16 protein-coding genes are annotated in these 13,897 nt (G+C 46.7%); all 16 read right to left on the bottom strand.

Annotated elements, in window-relative coordinates; all coding sequences use genetic code 11:
- Positions 1 to 28: 28 nt before the first annotated feature.
- Positions 29 to 1,531, bottom strand: a complete 1,503-nt coding sequence (locus A3L04_RS03905; protein WP_068579021.1) for an ABC transporter ATP-binding protein — start codon at positions 1,529 to 1,531, stop codon at positions 29 to 31.
- A gap of 47 nt (positions 1,532 to 1,578) precedes the next feature.
- Positions 1,579 to 2,847, bottom strand: coding sequence for a BMP family lipoprotein (locus A3L04_RS03900; RefSeq protein WP_068579023.1), 1,269 nt, complete (start codon positions 2,845 to 2,847; stop codon positions 1,579 to 1,581).
- 39 nt (positions 2,848 to 2,886) lie between these two features.
- Positions 2,887 to 3,708: a shikimate kinase gene (locus tag A3L04_RS03895; protein ID WP_068579024.1), complete on the bottom strand. Its 822-nt coding sequence runs from the start codon at positions 3,706 to 3,708 to the stop codon at positions 2,887 to 2,889.
- The gene (locus tag A3L04_RS03890; RefSeq protein ID WP_068579026.1) at positions 3,683 to 4,501 is read right to left on the bottom strand and encodes a shikimate dehydrogenase; all 819 of its coding nucleotides are present in this window, start codon (positions 4,499 to 4,501) and stop codon (positions 3,683 to 3,685) included. Before A3L04_RS03890 ends, A3L04_RS03895 begins: the two co-directional genes overlap by 26 nt.
- A gap of 1 nt (position 4,502) precedes the next feature.
- Positions 4,503 to 5,141, bottom strand: coding sequence for a type I 3-dehydroquinate dehydratase (aroD, locus tag A3L04_RS03885; RefSeq protein WP_068579028.1), 639 nt, complete (start codon positions 5,139 to 5,141; stop codon positions 4,503 to 4,505).
- A complete protein-coding gene (aroB, locus tag A3L04_RS03880; protein ID WP_068579030.1) occupies positions 5,138 to 6,142 on the bottom strand; it encodes a 3-dehydroquinate synthase in 1,005 nt (334 codons plus the stop codon). The genes aroD and aroB overlap by 4 nt, the downstream gene beginning before the upstream one ends.
- Complete coding sequence (aroF, locus tag A3L04_RS03875) at positions 6,130 to 6,918, bottom strand: 3-deoxy-7-phosphoheptulonate synthase (protein WP_084448924.1); 789 nt, start codon at positions 6,916 to 6,918, stop codon at positions 6,130 to 6,132. Before aroF ends, aroB begins: the two co-directional genes overlap by 13 nt.
- A 3-nt stretch (positions 6,919 to 6,921) precedes the next feature.
- On the bottom strand, positions 6,922 to 7,842 hold the full coding sequence (locus tag A3L04_RS03870; protein WP_068579034.1) for a transketolase family protein: 921 nt from the start codon (positions 7,840 to 7,842) through the stop codon (positions 6,922 to 6,924).
- Complete coding sequence (locus tag A3L04_RS03865) at positions 7,839 to 8,492, bottom strand: 1-deoxy-D-xylulose-5-phosphate synthase N-terminal domain-containing protein (protein ID WP_068579652.1); 654 nt, start codon at positions 8,490 to 8,492, stop codon at positions 7,839 to 7,841. The genes A3L04_RS03870 and A3L04_RS03865 overlap by 4 nt, the downstream gene beginning before the upstream one ends.
- On the bottom strand, positions 8,485 to 8,799 hold the full coding sequence (locus A3L04_RS03860) for a hypothetical protein (protein ID WP_068579035.1): 315 nt from the start codon (positions 8,797 to 8,799) through the stop codon (positions 8,485 to 8,487). The genes A3L04_RS03865 and A3L04_RS03860 overlap by 8 nt, the downstream gene beginning before the upstream one ends.
- 250 nt (positions 8,800 to 9,049) lie before the next feature.
- On the bottom strand, positions 9,050 to 10,030 hold the full coding sequence (locus A3L04_RS03855; RefSeq protein WP_068579037.1) for a [LysW]-lysine hydrolase: 981 nt from the start codon (positions 10,028 to 10,030) through the stop codon (positions 9,050 to 9,052).
- On the bottom strand, positions 10,005 to 11,105 hold the full coding sequence (locus A3L04_RS03850; RefSeq protein WP_084448925.1) for an acetylornithine/succinylornithine family transaminase: 1,101 nt from the start codon (positions 11,103 to 11,105) through the stop codon (positions 10,005 to 10,007). The genes A3L04_RS03855 and A3L04_RS03850 overlap by 26 nt, the downstream gene beginning before the upstream one ends.
- Before the next feature lie 5 nt (positions 11,106 to 11,110).
- Positions 11,111 to 11,860, bottom strand: a complete 750-nt coding sequence (locus tag A3L04_RS03845) for a [LysW]-aminoadipate/[LysW]-glutamate kinase (protein ID WP_068579040.1) — start codon at positions 11,858 to 11,860, stop codon at positions 11,111 to 11,113.
- A 10-nt stretch (positions 11,861 to 11,870) separates the two neighbouring features.
- Entirely contained in the window at positions 11,871 to 12,863 is a 993-nt protein-coding gene (argC, locus tag A3L04_RS03840; RefSeq protein WP_068579043.1) for an N-acetyl-gamma-glutamyl-phosphate reductase, read from the bottom strand.
- Positions 12,860 to 13,681 (bottom strand): lysine biosynthesis protein LysX, encoded by an 822-nt coding sequence (lysX, locus tag A3L04_RS03835; RefSeq protein WP_068579045.1) that lies wholly within the window; start codon positions 13,679 to 13,681, stop codon positions 12,860 to 12,862. Before lysX ends, argC begins: the two co-directional genes overlap by 4 nt.
- 35 nt (positions 13,682 to 13,716) lie before the next feature.
- The gene (lysW, locus tag A3L04_RS03830; RefSeq protein ID WP_068579047.1) at positions 13,717 to 13,884 is read right to left on the bottom strand and encodes a lysine biosynthesis protein LysW; all 168 of its coding nucleotides are present in this window, start codon (positions 13,882 to 13,884) and stop codon (positions 13,717 to 13,719) included.
- Positions 13,885 to 13,897 lie beyond the last annotated feature (13 nt).

Raw genomic sequence — 13,897 nt, 5'->3', positions numbered from 1 at the left:
AAGGGACAGAGAAACCTCAACGACAACTTCACGCTTCACCCTTGACACCACCCATAAGTAGTCCAAGCCTCTCCAGAGAGAACTCTTCGCTCTTTCCAATTGCCATTATTCTCCCCTCGTAAATCACGGCTATCCTATCGCTCAGCTGAATTATTTCATCTAAATCCGTCGAGATTAACAGAACAGCCTTCCCCTCATTTCTGAGCCTAAGTATCGTTTTCCTAATGAACTCCGTGGCACCTACGTCAAGCCCCTGAGTGGGCTCGGAAACTATGAACACCTTTGGCTCCCTAACGATCTCCCTACCAACCATGATCTTCTGCTGATTACCTCCGCTGAGATGCTTCACTGGGGTTGATAACGATGGAACCAAGGCCTCGAATTCTTCAACAACCTTTTTAGCTAAGGATGATGCCTTTCCCCACAGTATCCTCCTAGAGGATGTCACAGCATCTAGGTTAGTCAGGATAACATTCTCCGTAATGTTCATGTCGTAGACTAGACCTACTTTCCTTGAATCCGGAACATAGGCAAGGCCCAACTTATATCTCTCTTGAGCGTTAAGTGAGGTAACATCCTTTCCCAACAGGAAGATCTTCCCTTTTTCTGCACTCCTTATTCCAGCCAAGGCCTCAGCTAGCTCTCTCTGCCCGTTCCCTTGAACTCCTGCAATTCCTAAAATTTCCCCAGCCCTGACGTCAAATGAAACCCCTTTTACTGCCTCCAGCCCCCTGTCGTCCCTAACCCAAAGGTCATCTACCTTAAGCAGGGGCTCACCTGGGGTTCCTGGGGACTTCCTAATTTCCATGATGACGTCTCTCTGAACCATCATCCTTGCCAAGTCTTTCTCTGAAACTTTAGATGTCTCAACAACTCCAACAACTTCTCCCCTCCTCAGAACTGTCACTCTGTCCGTGATTTCCTTGACTTCCCGGAGCTTGTGAGTAATGAAAATTACAGTTATACCACTCTCCTTTAACTTCCTTAGTGTCCTAAAAAGGTCTTCAGTCTCTAGAGGTGTCAGGACTGAAGTTGGCTCGTCTAGGATAAGAATCTTCGCATTTGAAAGTAGAGCCTTAAGTATTTCAACTCTCTGCTGAACGCCAACGGGGAGTTCTTCAACGATTTCATTGAGTGGGACTTCAAAGTTAAGCTCCTTCATCTTTTCCCTCGCCATTTTTTCCACTTCATTTATTGTAACCCTCGGATTTAGAGAGAGCATGGCCAAATACAAGTTTTCCAGGACAGTAAAAGTTGGAACAAGTGTGAAGTGCTGATAAACCATCGCTATGCCTTTCCTTATGGCATCCCAAGGTCCACTAAAGTTAACTTCCTCACCGAATATTTTTATAGTGCCCCTTGTGGGCTTTATTTCCCCATAGAGAATCCTCATAAGCGTAGATTTGCCCGCCCCGTTCTCTCCAAGAAGGCCATGGATTTCTCCCTGCTCTACAGTTAAGTTAACGCCCTTTAGAGCAACAACGCCATCAGGGTAAACTTTAACGATACCAAGCATCTCCACGGCATGCATGAGATGCACCTGAGGGTAAAAAGAAGAGGAGGGATAAAAACCTTAGGTCAGCCAACTGAACCCTTCTCAAGTGCTGCACTAAGGTTGCCTTTCTGGAGCTCCTCAATTATCTTTTCATACTCCTCGTGGGTCTTTGGAGTCTTGAAGACTATTTCGCCGCTCTTTATCTTCTCAGCAAGCTCGTTGACGATATCCCAAACATAGGGCTTTATATACCTCTCCCTCTGCTCTTTGACAATCTTTACTACCTCGTCTGGGGTCATGCCCTTGAGCTTGCCCGCCTGATAGGCTAACTCTGCAAACTGCTTAACTCCGTCAAGATCCCAGTAACCAACACCATTCTCCTTAAGGCCGAGAGTTACTATTCCGCCCTTCCAAGTTCCATCGACCACCATCTTTATAGCATCGTACACTGCAACGTCAACCCTCTTTGCACCGCTTATCGGAATGTACTTCGGTGCATACCACTCCTGACTTGCATCCTGACCCATGGCAAGGGCCTTACCCTTCCCTTCTTCGTTCCAGTCAATTACAGCATTGAACATTCCTACGTGAGTTAAACCAGCTAATCCGTAGAGAACCTTTGCACCCTGCTGGAGGAGTTGCATTGCGGTGTTGTAACCGACTTGAGTGTCAGTAAACGTTCCGGTGTACTGCCAGAGCAACTTAACCGGCTTACCAGTCTTCTTTTCAAAGTACTTCGCACCGAAGAGGTAGCCAATGTGGAACTTCCAGAGTGGAGGAATATCCATTCCAGCTACTGCACCAATGGTGTCACCGCCAAGCTCGTAGGCCATTCCAGAGGCAATGACACCCATAAGAGCTGCGACCTCTTGCTCCCTAAAGAGTATATCAACCTCATTTGGCCTTACCTTTCCGGTTGTCGAGTCTATAAGCGCAAACTTCTGCTCTGGGTACTTGTCGGCTACCTTATTCAAAGGATCAGTCCAGAGAAATCCTATGAGAACTATGAGATCGTACTCCTTACTCTGAGCAAGCTGAGCTAGGAGATATGTCATATCGCTTGTAGATTTTGGAGTCATGTACTCTATTTCAACACCAAGCTCCTTCTTTGCCCTTTCAGCCCCTAGATAAGCCATGTCGTTGAAACTCAGATCTCCCCTACCTCCCACATCAAAAAGGACCGCTACCTTTATCTTTTTTGCCTGTTGAGTTTGGGTTTGTTCCTGAGCCTGAGCCGATGTGGCCTTTTCAGTTGTCGTTGGGCCTCCAGTAGTAGTTGTTCCTCCTCCAATGCACCCACTAACTATTGCAACGAGGAAGAGGCCAACAATCAATAGGGCCACTTTCTTCATGGGATCACCATTCAGGTTACAGATCCGTGATTTATATATTCAGCGGAGTTCAGTTACTATAACCTCACCGTACCTATCCCAAACCTCAACTAAGTTTTCGGGATCCTCCGTTATACCAAACACCGCTGGCCCCTTGCCGCTGAGTCCTACTATACAACCAACTCTTAAAGCTTCAGAGATAGGTTTAGGATTATATCCGAGAAAGGCCGAGTACACGAGCCCATTTATTACCAATGCCTTTTCCCACTCACCATTCAGGGCCAACTTAAAGGCCTCCTCAACGTAGGGAGCCAACACAGTGAAGTCTAGCCCCTTAAGGGACTCCGTAAGTACAGTTTCCCTGGGAACTAGAACCACAACTGGAAGACCTTCAACATCTCTCCTCACTAAAAGCTCCATCTTATAGTTGTCAGTTATACACAGACCTCCAAAGTAAGAGGCACAGGCGTCGTCAAATGCACCAGTAATCGTTACTCCCGCCCGCTTTGCCGCTTCAACACCAAGCTTTACAAGCTTTATATCCGGAATACTAAGGTTCAGAGCATTAGCCAAAGCACTTGCCAGGGCATTTGCAGCAGCAGAGCTACTCTTTAACCCTTTCCCAATGGGAATTTCCGAAGTTACCTTAACGTAAAGCCCAAATTCCTCTCCCGTATATTCCCTGAAAATGTCCACTATTGCATTGACAAGTCTTAAATCATGAATTCTCTTGCCATTTACCGTTATCTCAGCTTCAATACCCGAATCCTTCAGCTTAACTTCAGCTTCTGTCCATAGATCGATTCCTATAGCCGCTCCTTTACCCGTGGCGAAGGCATTTATAACAGTAACCGCGCTACTTGCTCTCCCCGAGCCTCTCAAGTGCAACCCTCCTCATCAGCTCTACATCAGCCTCAATACCAGTCCACAGCTTGAAGCTCTCCGCTCCCTGGTAAACCAGCATCCACAACCCATCTACGATCGTGCATCCTTTCTCCTTCGCCTCCCTTAGAAGCCTTGTTATTAACGGCTTGTAGACTATATCCATCACAACAAGTCCCGGCTTCAACATTTCACGCGGCACTAAGCTGCGATCCTCATTCATACCAACAGAAGTTGCATTTATCAGGACATCAGCAAGTTCGAGGTAATACTCAAGATTTTCTGGAGTAAGAGCATCGCCCTTAACTCCAAAATCTTCCAGGGCTTTAGCCTTTTCAACGGTTCTGTTCAGAACAACAACGCTGGCAACTTTGGAGAGCTCATAAGCTATGGCCTTACCTGCGCCACCAGCCCCAAGTATGAGAACATTAGCTCCTTCAAGTGTTGTAAATCTCTCTAAAGCTCTTCTCGCTCCAATACCGTCAGTCGTGTAACCGAGAAGTTTGCCATTGGAATTTACTATCGTATTCACGCTGCCAATGGCTCTTGCGTCTTCAGATAACTCAACGTACCTCGCAACTTCTTCTTTGAGGGGCATTGTGACATTTACCCCGGCTATTCCCAGGACCCTTATGCCTTCCACGGCTTCCCTGGCATTTTCACGAGAGACTTCAAATGCAACGTAAACTGCATTTAGGCTATATTTCTTGAATAGCGCGTTATGCATCGTGGGACTTAGAGAGTGCCTAACGGGATTCCCTATTACAGCATAAACCCTCGTTTCAGCATCCATATCAACCACCCAGGATCCTGAGTATTTCCCTAAGCTCGTAGATGCTCATCTGTCCTGGGGCCACGCTTTCATCTATGGAAGCATACGTGAAGGGGGAGAATATGGCACTAAACACCCTAGATATCTTGCCCTTCTGACCCATACAGAACGCGATTAGGTTGTTGGCATGCTCATACAGCTTTATTACTCGAAGGTTGTCCCAAGGAGTTCGTGCATACGTAACAATCTTCACGATGTCAGGCTCGTGATCCTCCGCCGAGTGAAGTATTGAAAGTAGGTCTTCAAACGTGGGGGTTCTAGAAAAATCATGATAGGAGATGACAATCTTTGAGCTGGGCCTAGCAAGTTCAATTACATCTTCAAGGATTCTTGATTTCAACTCAATGTCAATGTATGCAGGCTCTATTTCCAAAAACTTTTCAAATAGGGACAGCCTCTCTTCGTCACCTAATTCCCTAATTCCCCCTTCATCCTTTGACCTGATAGTTATTATCAACTTCGAAGAGAACGGACGGAGAATGTCAATATCCGAGTAATCCTCTAGGGCATCCACCCTTAATTCGTAGAGATCAGCGTCGCTAGAGTTCATCTTCCTGACTGCTTCCTTTATACTCTTAGCAACGACAACTCCAGCTATCATTCCCTTACCTCCCTCAAAACCTCAAGGACAAGGGACTCGGGAACCTCCTCTATAACAACCTCACCAATTTTAACGGGAATTATGAAAACTATTTTCCCATACCAAGCTTTTTTATCAAGCTTCATTGCCTCAAGAACCTTTGAAGGTTCAAAAGGCAGATTTATCGGAAGGCCAAACTTTTTCAAAAGCTCATAAACCTTACCCGAATCGAAGCCATAAAGTCTCTCCCCCAGCTTTGAAGCAACAACGAGCCCTACTGAGACCGCAAAGCCGTGCTTTATCTTATATCCAGATAGCTTTTCAATTGCATGACCAACGGTGTGTCCCAGGTTTAAAATCCTCCTCTTTCCGCTCTCCCTGAGATCCTCTTCAACAACCCTAACTTTAACTTCAACGGATTTCCTAATTAACTCTTCACTTTTTATTGCTTCCTGGGGCGAGCTTATCCTTGTTAAGATTTCATAAACCTCTCTATCCAAAATAGCATACTTAACAACTTCAGCAAGCCCATTCAAAACTTCAACCATGGGAAGAGTTGAAAGGGTCATTATATCAATTAGAACGAAGTTCGGAAGGTAGAAAGTCCCTATCATGTTCTTTCCATGGAAGTTTATCCCTGTTTTGCCTCCAATAGCAGCATCAACTTGAGCCAATAACGTCGTTGGAATTAAACCAAGAAGCGTGCCCCTCATGTACGTTGAAGCAACGAATCCAGCAATATCAGTAATTACTCCCCCTCCCAACCCTATGAGGAGGGACTTTCTAGTAAAGCCAATCTTAATGAGTTTTTCCCACACATATCTTGCCGTCTCAAGATCCTTGTACTTTTCTCCATCGGGAATAATGATTGGATGAACTTCATATTCACTTATCGAGTCAAGAACTTCCTCAAGCCAGATATCTCTAACGGTAGTATTTGTGAGAACAGCAACTTTAAATGGATTAAGGGGCTCAAGAAGAGCCCCCAGGGAATTCAATTTTTCAAAAACTATCCCTTCCATCCGAGGCCCTCCAGCTCTCTTAGGAGTTGCTTGAACTGATCAAATGTGAGCTGTTGCTTTGAATCTGAGAGTGCATTATCAGGGTCGGGATGCACTTCAACCATTATCCCGTCAGCGCCAACTGCATAGGCAGCTTTTGCCAGTGGGATAACTAAGGATCTCTTGCCCGCTGGGTGTGATGGATCAACTATAATCGGCAGGTGAGAAAGCTCTTTTACAACTGGGACAGCTGCAATGTCCAAGGTAAATCTTGTTGCCGTTTCAAACGTCCTTATTCCTCTTTCGCACAGGATTACATTTTCATTTCCCTGGGCCATGATGTATTCTGCTGAATACAGGAGTTCCTGAACGGTATTTCCCATACCTCTCTTTAACAACACTGGATTTTCCTGCTTTCCGACTTCCTTCAGCAGTTCAAAGTTTTGAGAGTTCCTGGCACCTACCTGAAGTATGTCAGAATACTTTGCCACGAGTTCCACGTGCCTGGTGTCCATAACCTCTGTCACTGTAACAAGGCCGTACTCGTCAGCGGCCTTTCTCATCCACTTCAGCGCCTCTTCTCCATGTCCCTGGAAAGAGTATGGGGAGGTTCTTGGCTTAAACGCTCCTCCCCTTAACACTTTAATCCCAAGCTCCGCTAAGAATTCGGCAACCTTCATTATCTGCTCTTCACTTTCAATTGCACATGGACCAGCAATTATCGTGAAGCCTTCCCCTATTTTAGCGTCTCCAACCTTAACTACCGTCTTCTCCTTATACTCCTTCGAATACTTCATCATTTAAACAACCCCCGCGATTTTATCATAGACTTTATCCGCCGTTAGCCCGTACCTGTCCAATAGGGATAGGTAGTCCCTGCTTGATCTACCAAATTCCGTCGTTCCTATTCTGATAACCCTCTTTGGCATCTTCTCGCTCAGAACTTCCGCAACTGCTCCTCCGAGACCTCCATATATGGTATGCTCCTCGAGGGTTATCACCGCGTTCACGGGCTTAGCCAACTTAAGCAGGGTTTCTTCGTCAAAAGGCTTTATCGTGTGCATATCAACTACACTAGCATCAATTCCTGCCTTGGCAAGCTTTTCAGCGACTTCGAGGGCCACTGAAACCATAACCCCCGTTGCTACTAGCAGTATGTCACTTCCCTCCCTTAGGACACTAGCCCTACCAAGCTCAATCTCATCGCCTTCCCTGTACACCCGGGGAGCATAGTCCCTGCCGAGCCTCATGTAAACTGGACCTTCATGCTCAATTACCTGCTCCAGGAGAACCTTCGTGGCATAAGCATCCGCCGGAACAACGACAGTCATGTTTGGAAGAACCCTCATTAGGGCTATGTCCTCTAGGCACTGATGAGAAGAACCGTCCATATGATCGGAGAATCCTGAGTGCGTTGACACTATCTTGACGTTTAAGTTGTCCCTTGCGACAGTGTTCCTTATCTGCTCCCATGCCCTCATAAGGAAGGAAGCAAAGGCGGAGGCAACTGGAATCTTTCCCGCAATAGCAAGGCCCGCAGCAGTGCCTATCATATCCTGCTCGCTAATGCCAACTTGAATGAACCTCTCTGGGAAGGCCTTCTCGAAGTATATGGTTTTAGTTGAGCCCTTAACGTCCGCGTCTATGACAACTACCTTATCATTCTTCCTCCCTATTTCGACCAAGGCCCTTCCAAAGGCTTCCCTGAAACTCTCTATCACTCAACCCACCTCGCTATAATCACCTTGGGCTTTCCTTTGATCTTGTCGAGCTCCTCTATAGCCTTCTTCAACTTCTCAACGTCGTTTTCAACTTCCCTAACTTCCCATCCGAAAGCCTTCCACTTCTCTGCAAGGGGCTCCTTAGCTAGAATTTCCTCAGTTCCACCGTTGAGCTGGTGGAAGTTCCTGTCAACTATTGCTATAACATTGTCCAGCTTGTGATGAGCAGATGTCATTGCGGCCTCCCAGACTTGGCCCTCATCCAGTTCCCCGTCCCCCAGGATTACAAAGACCCTGCCGTTTTTGCCATCTATCCTGTTGGCCAGTGCAATCCCGTTGGCAACTGAGAGTCCCTGTCCAAGGGATCCTGAGGATACTTCTATGAAGGGAAGTCCCCTAGCGACGTGGCTTGGGAGGCCATCTATGTGGGCAAAGGTCATTAGCTCCTCATCGCTTAAGAGACCAAGCTTCCAGAGCATTACGTAGAAGGCTGGAGCTGAGTGTCCTTTGCTTACTATTACTGTGTCTTCCTCTTTCTTGAGTTCCAGCACTGCCTGCATTATCCTAAGGCAGGTAATAGAGGAGTTAATATGGAAGCCGTTTACGGGCTTTAGCATTTCCTTTAGCTTTGTGGTTAATATTTCACTCAAAACCATCACCCCCCAAGATCCTAAGAATAAGCTTACCCTCCTCGGTAAGGGTAACGGGCCTCGGGTTTTCCTTTGTACCGTAGTCAATTAGGCCAAGCTCCTTGAGTATCCTTGCATTAAGCTTCAGTGTGGACAGTGGCTTCCTTTCTTTCCTGCTCAGCTCTTCTAAAAGTGCGTTCAGTGACCTGTGCTTACCGTTTATACTCTGAAGTATAAGCCTCTGGTTTTCGTTTAAGGCCCTCAGAAGCAATTTCCTGAGAACCTCTACCCCGCCTTCAGCTATAGATATTGGCAGGGCATCACCCATTGGCGGGGCATCACCTTGGACTGTGTAAATTGGCGTGGCATCACCTGATCACCACCAAATGTGCACATAATATCCCTATTTAAACTCTTGGTTACCTGTTCCTATCCATATGACGAAGGTTGAAGTCTTATCAACGTAAAAGTAGTATAGTTGTCTAAGTGTCTAGACAAAGGGCAGAGAAAGAGAACAATTTCAAGACATCGGAGGACATATAGGTTCTTTACCGACAATTATTCAATATTATTGTCAGTTAAGTGGACGTCTTTATTTCATTAAGGACAGTCTTGAGAACATCAATTGCCTTAATGTACTCTTCAAGGCTTATATGCTCATTGGGAGTGTGATCTAAGCTCGAATCTCCCGGACCATAGGCCACCGCGTCAACCCCATACCTTGGCCCAAGTATATTCATGTCAGCCGTGCCCATCTTCTTCTTAAGCCTAGGCCTAAATCCTGACCTCCTGATTCCCCTAACAAAGGCCCTAACAAGAGGGGACCTTCTGTCAACCTCGTAAGCTGGAACGAAGTCAATTATCTCCCAATCCTGAGGTGGAGTGTAGCCGGGCGGAGTTCTCAGGTTAATTATCATTTCACCATAGAAGTCGAAATCCCTTTCATAGGCTATAAACCTCACTATCCTCCCGCTTAGTGCATTGAAGCCCTCATTAAACTCCCTAGATATCATCAGCCATTTCTCAATGAGCTTTTCCGCAGCACCAATTCCCAAGCTCCCATGAACCTTGTCAACCTTCTCCACGAACCTAGCCGTTAAACTGCCCTTGTATCCTATCGTCACGGCATCAACACCGCTCGGCTCGCCCACAATTATGTAGTCAGGCCTTGGAACATCAAGGTTCTTCGCACCCTTGGAGAAGCCTTCTTCATCCACCAGACCGGCAAATACTATGTTTGCATCGCTCTCGATGGTTGCAAAGAAGAAGGTTGCTAGAGGGCCTTTAGCATCAACGCTTCCCCTTCCCCACAAAGTCCCGTTTTCTATTTTAACCGGGATGTACCCAGGAACAGTATCTACATGGCCAGCCAAGAGTATTCTGGGCCCTTTGCCCTCCTTTATTGCAATAACATTTCCAACTTTGTCGATATAACTTTCTACTCCATAACTCTCAAAGGACTCCTTAACGAACCTTGCTGCTTCCTCTTCCCTTCCAGTCGGGCTGTATATCTCAACAAGCTTCTTTAAGAACTCAACCTTCTCCTCCGCTGAGATCATTTATTACACCTTCTATCGCTGATTTTACCTTATTCATCTGCTCTTTACTTATTATTAGGGGTGGAAGCAACCTGATAACCCTTTGACCTGCGGTATGAACAAGGTATCCCCTGTTCTGCAACTCCTCAACGAATCTCCCCACCGGCTTCCTCATAACTATACCTATCATTAGTCCTTTGCCCCTCGTCATCACAACGTCCTTGGCCTTAACTTCAATGAATTTCTCCTCAGCTTTCTCTATAAGATTCTCCTTTCTAAGTATCCTGAGGGTAGTTGCTACGGCCTTACAAGCCAGAGGATTCCCGCCAAATGTTGAACCATGCTTGCCCCTCTCCACGTCAAAGTTAGTCATCGTTAAGCTCACCGGGATTCCATTCCCAATGCCCTTCCCCATCGTAACTATATCGGGCTCAACTTTGTAGTGTTCTATGGCAAGGAACTTACCGGTTCTAAGTCCACTCTGAACCTCGTCAGCTATCAACAGTGCACCAACGTCCTCTGTCAGGTCCCTCAGAGTCTCAACGAACTCTTCTTTCGCTGGGATTATTCCTGCCTCCCCCTGAATTGGCTCAAAAATAACCGCCGCAGTTTCCTTCGTTATAGCTTCCTTTGCAGCCTCAACGTTGTTGAAGGGGATGTGCTTGAACCCCGGAACCAGGGGCTCAAAACCCTGCCTGTACTTTGGCTTCCATGTTGCACTAAGGGCGCCCATAGTTCTTCCGTGAAAAGCGTTTGTCATTGCAATTATTTCCTTCCTGCCAGTGTAAAGCCTTGCGAACTTTATAGCCGCCTCTACAGCCTCGGTTCCCGAGTTTCCCATGTAAACGTACTCATAGTTAACGAAGTGAGAGAGCTCTTCAAGCATTTCATCCCTTTCCTCGTGCTCGAACATTGGGCCTGCAACTACAAGCTTTTCCAGCTGTTCCTTGATTGCCGAAACCCATTCTGGATGATTATGGCCAAGAACGTTGACCCCTATTCCGGCTATCAGATCTAGATACTTTTTGCCCTGGGAGTCCCAGACGTAGACTCCCTCTCCCCTAACAACCCTAAGCCTCTTCCTATAAAGGCTCATCTCCCTCAATATATCACCGTCCTTCCATTGAGACCTTCAATGACCACACTGTCAATTCCACTCTCTATTGCCTTCTTGGCCATCATCAGCTTCTTCCTCATCCCTCCCCTAGCATAAGCCATGTAGTCCCCAATCTTTTCCACAGGTATCTCGGGAACGACCCTTCCATTTGCCAAGAAGGCAGTGTCTGAGAGGAAGTAGAGCTCCTTGGCCCTCATTGCTAGGGCAATGTGGTAAGCAACCTTGTCCCCATCAACGTTAAGAGGGACATTTTCGACGGGATCGTAGGCTATCGAGGCTATAACGGGGATTCCAACTTTCATGTACTCGCTTAGGGCATCAGTATTGATCTGTTTTATAACCCCCGAGTAATCATCCCTTATCGCAACTACTTTGCCGTTAATTACCGCCTTGATGAGCTTCTTCCTCTGGCCAATTATAAGCCCCCTATCAAGACCGCTGAGACCTATCGCGTTAATGCCCTGACTCCTGAGAAACTCGACTATCTCCCTATTGGCCTTCATTAATGCAGCAACGTAAACATCTAGTACTTCCCTCGTAGTCCTCCTGAAGGTTACTCCTGAGGGGCTCGTGAGCTTTTCTACCTTAATCCCAAGCTTCCTTGAAAGCTCATCAACGTGCCTTGAACCCCCGTGAACTATTACCGTATTGTCCATTAAGCTGGAAATGCCATCGCTCCTCCAGAGCTCCTCAAGCATTGAGATAACGGAACCACCGATCTTAACTACCCTCATCTCAACCACCTCACACGGGATATACAGGGTAATAGCTCAACCCAGTGGTTTCATCTAAGCCAAACATTATGTTCATGTTTTGAACGGCTTGGCCAGAGCCTCCTTTAATCAAATTATCAATAGCTGAGAGAATTATCGCCCTCGAATTTTCAGCATCGTAGGCAAATCCTATATCCACAAAGTTGCTTCCTATTACGTACTTAGGATCAGGATACCTCTGAAGACCTCCCTTGTCCGTTACAAGCCTTATAAATGGCTCATTCCTGTACATTAGAAGCCTCCTAAGAAGATCCCTCTCGGTTCCATCAAAGGGGAAGTATATCGTTGCGAGTAGGCCCCTCACTAAGTCCACGGAGTGAACAGTGAACATTGGCTTAACTCCAGTCTCCTGAATAACTTCGGCCTCGTGCCTGTGGTGGAAAGGCTTGTACACCCTAACGACATGGCTCCTCTCCGGGTGTATGCTTGCAACGTTTTCCCTCCTTCCTCCCGCTGATGAACTGACCTTGAGGTCAACTATTGCCTCCTTCGCGATGTCCCTGAAGGGGTAGAGGGCCAATATTACCGCCGTAGCGTTGCATCCTGGGTTTGCAACGAGCTCGGCCTTCTTTATTTCTTTCCTGTGTAGCTCGGGAAGGCCATAAACGAACTTGTCAATGAGCTCAGGCTTCTCGTGAGGCCCATAGTATTTCTCGTACAACTCTTTGCTAACCCTGAAATCAGCGCTCATATCTATGATTTTAGCACTTCCTAGGAACTCGTCTATTATCTTCATTGAAGTGCCGTGAGGTACTGCAAGGAATATTACGTCAGCATCAAAGTCGTACTTATCGGTAAACCTTAGGTCAAGACCCCTTAGGTTTGGATGAACCTTGTGAACCTTCTTTCCCGCGTACTTTCTTGAGGTTATTGCCGTGATTTCAACTTCCGGGTGCATTGCCAAGAGCCTCACAAGCTCACCGCCGATGTAACCGCTCGCCCCTACAACTGCAGCCTTAATCATCTCTTTGCCACCTCCACCGCGTATTCAACAAGCTTCTTCGCAATATCAACGCCAGTAACCCTTTGAGCGTTCTTAAATTCCATATTAGGATTAACCTCATTAACTAAAAGGCCATTAGGGCCTTCAAATATGTCTATAGCCAAAGCTCCCTCTCCAAAAGCTTCCCACGCCTTGATTGAGATTTCAGCAACTTCCTCATCATTGCAGGGTTCTGCTTTACCACCCCTCGCTGTGTTTGTTATCCAGTGGTTCGAGTAGCGGTAGATCGCTGTCACGAACTCTCCGCCAATTACATAGCTCCTGATATCCCTCCCAGGCTTCTCAACGAACTCCTGCATGTAATGGATGTTGTACAGAGGATTCTTCATCCATTTCCTATGCTCAAGGACGCTGTCTAAGGAATCTTCATCGTTTATCTTAGCGAGCAATCTACCCCAGCTACCAAATACGGGCTTTGAAACTAGGGGAAAGCCCAGCTCATGGGCAACCTTCTTGGCCGCATTCTCACTAACGGCAGCTCCCCACTTTGGAACGGGAACCTTCTTCTGTAACCTTAATGTTGCGAGAAGCTTATCTCCAGCTTCAAACATCAGGTTAAAGGAGTTAATGGTAGGAATTCCCAAATCCTCAAAGAGCTTAGCTAGGTACATTCCCTTGAAGTGACTAACGTTCCTTATTATAACGACATCAACATCATATTCCTTTGGAAACGTTACCTCATCCTCGTGTAGCATGACAACTTCCCCAAACTCACCCGCTCTCTCTTTGATCATTATTTCCTCCTTTCTTACTATACTGTAGGTGATTCCAATTTTCATGGCAAAACCTCCAAAAAGTAAAAAGTTGAGGGGGCTCACTCGCCCCAGTCTTCTTCTACCTCAGGAACCTCCTCTAGAGTCAGTGGATTTAAGCTGACAACCTCTAGCTCAGCGCCACATACAGGACACTCAACTATCTGGTGCAGCTCGACGTTTTCGAGCTCGATCTCGGCTCCGCACACCGGACACTCTGCCTTTGCCATAGTCTTCACCTCC

Source organism: Thermococcus chitonophagus, assembly GCF_002214605.1.
Lineage (GTDB): Archaea > Methanobacteriota_B > Thermococci > Thermococcales > Thermococcaceae > Pyrococcus > Pyrococcus chitonophagus.
This window is presented reverse-complemented; position numbering and strand designations above follow the sequence as displayed.

Coding starts and splice junctions, on each gene's coding strand:
- A3L04_RS03905 (WP_068579021.1), bottom strand. CDS start 1,531: ATGCATGCCGTGGAGATGCTTGGTATCGTTAAAGTTTACCCTGATGGC.
- A3L04_RS03855 (WP_068579037.1), bottom strand. CDS start 10,030: ATGATCTCAGCGGAGGAGAAGGTTGAGTTCTTAAAGAAGCTTGTTGAG.
- aroD (WP_068579028.1), bottom strand. CDS start 5,141: ATGATAGCTGGAGTTGTCGTTGCTAAGAGTATAAAGGAAGCAGTCAGG.
- lysX (WP_068579045.1), bottom strand. CDS start 13,681: ATGAAAATTGGAATCACCTACAGTATAGTAAGAAAGGAGGAAATAATG.
- A3L04_RS03845 (WP_068579040.1), bottom strand. CDS start 11,860: ATGAGGGTAGTTAAGATCGGTGGTTCCGTTATCTCAATGCTTGAGGAG.
- aroF (WP_084448924.1), bottom strand. CDS start 6,918: ATGAAGTATTCGAAGGAGTATAAGGAGAAGACGGTAGTTAAGGTTGGA.
- A3L04_RS03860 (WP_068579035.1), bottom strand. CDS start 8,799: ATGGGTGATGCCCTGCCAATATCTATAGCTGAAGGCGGGGTAGAGGTT.
- lysW (WP_068579047.1), bottom strand. CDS start 13,884: ATGGCAAAGGCAGAGTGTCCGGTGTGCGGAGCCGAGATCGAGCTCGAA.
- A3L04_RS03850 (WP_084448925.1), bottom strand. CDS start 11,105: ATGAGCCTTTATAGGAAGAGGCTTAGGGTTGTTAGGGGAGAGGGAGTC.
- A3L04_RS03900 (WP_068579023.1), bottom strand. CDS start 2,847: ATGAAGAAAGTGGCCCTATTGATTGTTGGCCTCTTCCTCGTTGCAATA.
- A3L04_RS03890 (WP_068579026.1), bottom strand. CDS start 4,501: ATGGATGCTGAAACGAGGGTTTATGCTGTAATAGGGAATCCCGTTAGG.
- aroB (WP_068579030.1), bottom strand. CDS start 6,142: ATGGAAGGGATAGTTTTTGAAAAATTGAATTCCCTGGGGGCTCTTCTT.
- argC (WP_068579043.1), bottom strand. CDS start 12,863: ATGATTAAGGCTGCAGTTGTAGGGGCGAGCGGTTACATCGGCGGTGAG.